Consider the following 4,609-nt stretch of genomic DNA (forward strand, 5'->3'; position numbering starts at 1 on the left):
GATTTTCCTGATGTAGATAAAATGAAAAAAAGTACAATGTTTTTTATCCAGCCGGATTATGAAAGCATTGAAGATCTAAGTATGAATAGCGACATCGCTACTCTACATACGACTTTGTTTATTTTTTGCAAAGCAGCTCCAAGTGAAATTCTAATACGGAGAGTTTTTAATTATTACACTGCTTTTTACACTCTATTAAGAAGTAACCAAACACTAAATGGATTTATAGATTTTTCTAAAATCACAGACATGGACTATTATCCTGCTGTTGCTGCGTCCTCTACCACAACAGCCATTGAAGTAAAATTACAACTTCAATGGGCAAAGCAATTTTAAACCAAGGAGATTATTAAATGACAGTTTTTACCGGGACAGGGGCAATGTTGCAATTTGGTAAAGAGACAACTTTTGCTGAAGCTGCAAGCCCTACTAATCTAATCGACTTAACCAGTGAAAGTATTAAAGTCGAAGTTGAAAAAGGAGACGAAGGATCTCTTTTGGCATCAAAAACCCCAATGAGAAAAGACCTGTTGGGAATAAGTGTGGAAGGCTCTATCACCTTTATATTAAAACCTGAAACTGCAGGATTATTGTTTCACGCAGTTATGGGTTCTTCAGATAATTATACCCAGATAGAGTCAACTGAAAGACATAAACACACTTTTACTTTGTGTGAAGCAAATGAGAATCTACCTTCTTTAACCATCGTCATCGATAGAAAAGCAGCTATAAAAAAATATCCGGGTTGTACTATAAGCAGTTTATCTTTGGATTGCGCTGCAGGTGATTATGTTAAAGGAAGTATTGAGTTAAAGGGAACTAAAGAAGAAGTAGGAACTTTAAACCCAACTTTAAAAGGTTTTACAATCCCTTCATACAGATGTACCTCTGCAACATTTTTAATCGCTGATGAGACTTTTGATATCTCAAATGCATCATTAAAAATTGACAACTCACTAGAGGTCGTACCAAAAACTTATTCTTCAGGGTTGTTTTCAGGTAAACCTCTACATGGCAAACGGAGTGTAACAATTAGCTTTGAGATCCCCTACTCCTCTAAGATAGAGCAGCTAAAAGACACTTACTTGCTAAGTGAAACCAATGCATCTATTTTGCTAACATTCACTTCATCAAATCCCGACTATTCAATTGAAATTAGTTTACCAAATGTATCTATCAGTAACGTAGATGCAAACGTTAATGGTAGTGGAATTCTCACTTCGAATGTAGAAGGAGAAGCATTATCAGTTTTAGAACAAGAACCCATAACAGTTACAATCACTGACAAAACTTCAACACCATACGGAGGCTAACAATGTTTATAAAAACAAAAGATTATGAGAAATGTATTCAAAAAGTAAAAATAGAAGTCGGCACCTTTGTCGGATTAGAAAAAGATGAAGATGTCTTTATCACATTAAAAGAGTTGCCAACTATTCAAATGCTACAGCTAAAAGAGGCTTCTGAAAAAGGTGAGAATGAGACACTAATATTTTTGAAGGAGTTACTGCCCTTTATTTTAGTTGATCATAACTTTTTCGAAGATGAATCAACTAAGGTCAAAATGAAAAATGAAGAAGTAGCTAACCTCTTATTTGAATCTTTGAATCTAACTGCAAAAGTAGTTAATGAGTACACGCAAGCTAGTTTTTTTTCCCAAGCACAGAACACAGGCTCCAAATAGCCTCACTCTGTGCTGAAATCTTTAATGGTAGAACAAGTATTGAACTCTATAAGGAATACGGGCATTGGCTTTCTTATATAACAGACATATTTTTGCCAATTTGTGATTCAGAAACTGGAGACTTTAGGCACCTTCCTTTTGAAGGTTCTATTTTTGATCAACCTTATATGACAATGCAAGTTCTTAAGCTTATACAGCTAAATTATCGAAAACATCTAAACGAAAAAGTGAAAAAGCTATCTACTAAAAGATAGCTTTCAGATTATTCAGGAGTAAGTTTATGGCAACTCAAGCCAAAGTTATAATTAAAGGGCAAAACGATATTAGCGGTGCTGTTAAATCTGCTGTGGGTGATTTGTCCTCACTGAAAACTGCTGCTGATAAACTTGGTTCTGCATTGAAAGGTGCATTATCTGTAACTGCTTTAATAGTAGCTGCAAAAAAGCTTAGTGATTCTCTTAAGGTTTGTTTTAATGATTTTACAGAATCTGAAAAAGCCTACAGACAACTTGCTTTAGCTCTAAATGATAGTAGTGCGTATGACAAGGCCACTGCTTTAATTAAAAATCTAAGTCGTCAAAGTACCGCCAGTTCTTCTGATATAGAACAAATGGTGACTCAGCTTGCAGCTTTTGGCAAAAGCTCTGAAGAAATCGAAGCAGTATCTTCTGCTGCAGTTTATCTATCTAATGTCACAGGAAATGATCTTAACACTTCGATGAATACCCTACTGGCAACTTATACCGGTAGAACAAATCAACTCATACGAATGGGAGTGGATCTTCAGAATGTAACTAAAGAAGAACTTGCCCATGGAGCTGCAATCGATTTAGTAATTGATAAATTTGAAGCATATTCAAAAATGGTTGTAGATGACAATGCGGCTCAAAGCCTATCTAACATCAAAGACACTTGGGGTGATATCAAGGTTCAAATAGGAGGTATCCTAGATTACAACTTTGGGCCTTGGTTTGCTAAGTTCGATGTTGCTTTTGATGGGATAAAATCAAATATTATCTCGGTTGTGAATTATGTTGGAGCTGTTATAAAAAACTTTCCTGAAGTATTTAAGCTGACGTTATCGACCATTTGGGAATTGGTTAAACGAACTTTTGAATGGGAATCAATTAAAATAATTTTCACTACAGCTATAACTAATATTGGCATAGTTGCCTCTGCAATGATTAGAGCCACTTTTGAAACAATTCCTAAAATGTTGAGTGCTCTTGTTAGTGGTGTCATTAATTGGATTGCATATATTGCTGTTAATATTGAAGCCTCAATCTTGGGGGCTATCCAAAACGTAATAGATAAATCCGCTGCCAAAATACAAGGCACTTGGTTTGGTAAACTTTTTGGTTTTGGAAATAAATTAGCAAAATTAGATGTAGGTGCCAGTGACTCTAAAGCTCGCTCTGACGCTCTAAAATTAAAAGCAGATCAAAGCTTTGAAAGTATTGGCCCCCTTGTCAAAAATGCAATTACAGATGCAATTGATACAGCGACTACTGTTGGGCTAAACACTAAGAATGCAATCGTTTCTCTCTATTCTGATATTGCCTTAGATTTCAAAAGCGCTCTTGATGAAATTGTTGCTCCAGAATTAGCAATAATAGCAGAAAGAGCTGATGCATCAAATCAAGATAAGCTTTTATCGCAAATTGCATCTTCTGGAACTAATACAGCTGACGCAACTAAACAGATTTCAGAAAATACTAAAAATACCCGATTAGCTGATCAGATAGCCACAATTTTAGAAGATAAACTAAACCTTCTAATGAATAACTTATTTGGAGGCTTTGAAGGTGGACTGCTTGGGATGATAGCAGAGGAAATGCTCAAAGGAGTTGGTGCCATTATTAATACCCTAATGCCTCTAATTGATATTGTGTTTAACACATTATCTCCATTGGGGATTTTGTTAACAATACTTGAAGGGTTTGTTTCAGTAATGGAAGTTGCCCTGTCAACGGTATTTCAACCTCTGGTGGATGTATTTTTCTGGATAGGTGAAACACTAGCTAAGTTAATACTGCCAGTATTGGACACCTTATACTCAGCATTCTCATTAGTAGCAAATATCTTAACTGCTGTTTTTGCTCCCCTGCTACAAACATTTCAGCCTATTTTTTTAATCCTTAGTGGAATTTTACAATCAATTTCACCGGTATTAATTCTACTAGCAAAGGCCTTTACTGTTTTAATGAGCCCGGTGCAATACATAGCAGATCTGTTTAGTTGGCTAGGGAAATGGATACAACATTTAGGTAATGTGGTTTCAATAGCTGCATACAACCTTCTACACCCATTTAAGCCTAAAAGCTATGGCTCTAGTCCAGGTACCTTTTCTAGTGATGCTTTTAGTGGCTTATCAAATAGGTTAGCAAACATAGATGCAATAGCAAATCAAAGTTCAACAGTCAGTGATTCAGTATCAACATCAACTGCTGTCAGTAGCGCCTCTTACCAAGGAGCCACACAAGTTACTATTAACATTTATCAACAAGCTCCTGTTGTAGGAAACAATGGAATGAGAGCTTTTGCACAAATGATTAGAAGTGAGTTTGAACAGTTAGATTACTTTGGAGTTACCATTTAAATGAGTAGCATAACTGAACCTTCTTTAGAGTTGTTTTTCTTAGGAAGCGATTTGAAAATGGATCGTCCTAATGAGCAAACAATTACAAAAGAATTTATTATTAAACATACAATCACCTTTAAAAAGCAGTTGTTAAATGAGTTAAAAAGTGCTTCTAATCAAGTCACTCTCCTAATTGATAAAGAGTGTGTAAGTATTGAGGATATCATTGCAACTGATGGTGATGTTAAGGCAATCCTAAAAGATGATGAGCAAGTTTTGTTCACAGGCTATATTTCAACTAACTTTAGTTGGACAATTACCCAAAGAGGAAAGCAAGCTTTAGA

Annotated in this window: 5 protein-coding genes; all 5 read left to right on the top strand. The window is 35.5% G+C overall.

Annotation, left to right across the window (positions count from 1 at the left end):
* On the top strand, positions 1-336 hold a 336-nt coding region (locus M0R38_12805), incomplete at its 5' end, for a hypothetical protein (protein ID MCK9482613.1).
* Between the two features lie 17 nt (positions 337-353).
* Complete coding sequence (locus tag M0R38_12810) at positions 354-1,313, top strand: phage tail tube protein (GenBank protein ID MCK9482614.1); 960 nt, start codon at positions 354-356, stop codon at positions 1,311-1,313.
* Positions 1,314-1,315: 2 nt separating this feature from the next.
* Positions 1,316-1,684 carry a hypothetical protein gene (locus tag M0R38_12815; protein MCK9482615.1) on the top strand — a complete coding sequence of 123 codons (369 nt, stop codon included), beginning with the start codon at positions 1,316-1,318 and terminating at the stop codon, positions 1,682-1,684.
* A 280-nt stretch (positions 1,685-1,964) separates the two neighbouring features.
* Positions 1,965-4,283 carry a hypothetical protein gene (locus M0R38_12820; GenBank protein ID MCK9482616.1) on the top strand — a complete coding sequence of 773 codons (2,319 nt, stop codon included), beginning with the start codon at positions 1,965-1,967 and terminating at the stop codon, positions 4,281-4,283.
* Positions 4,284-4,609, top strand: a 326-nt coding sequence (locus tag M0R38_12825; protein ID MCK9482617.1) for a hypothetical protein, incomplete at its 3' end; no start/stop codon positions are given.

The organism is Bacteroidia bacterium, from assembly GCA_023228875.1.
Lineage (GTDB): Bacteria > Bacteroidota > Bacteroidia > NS11-12g > UBA955 > JALOAG01.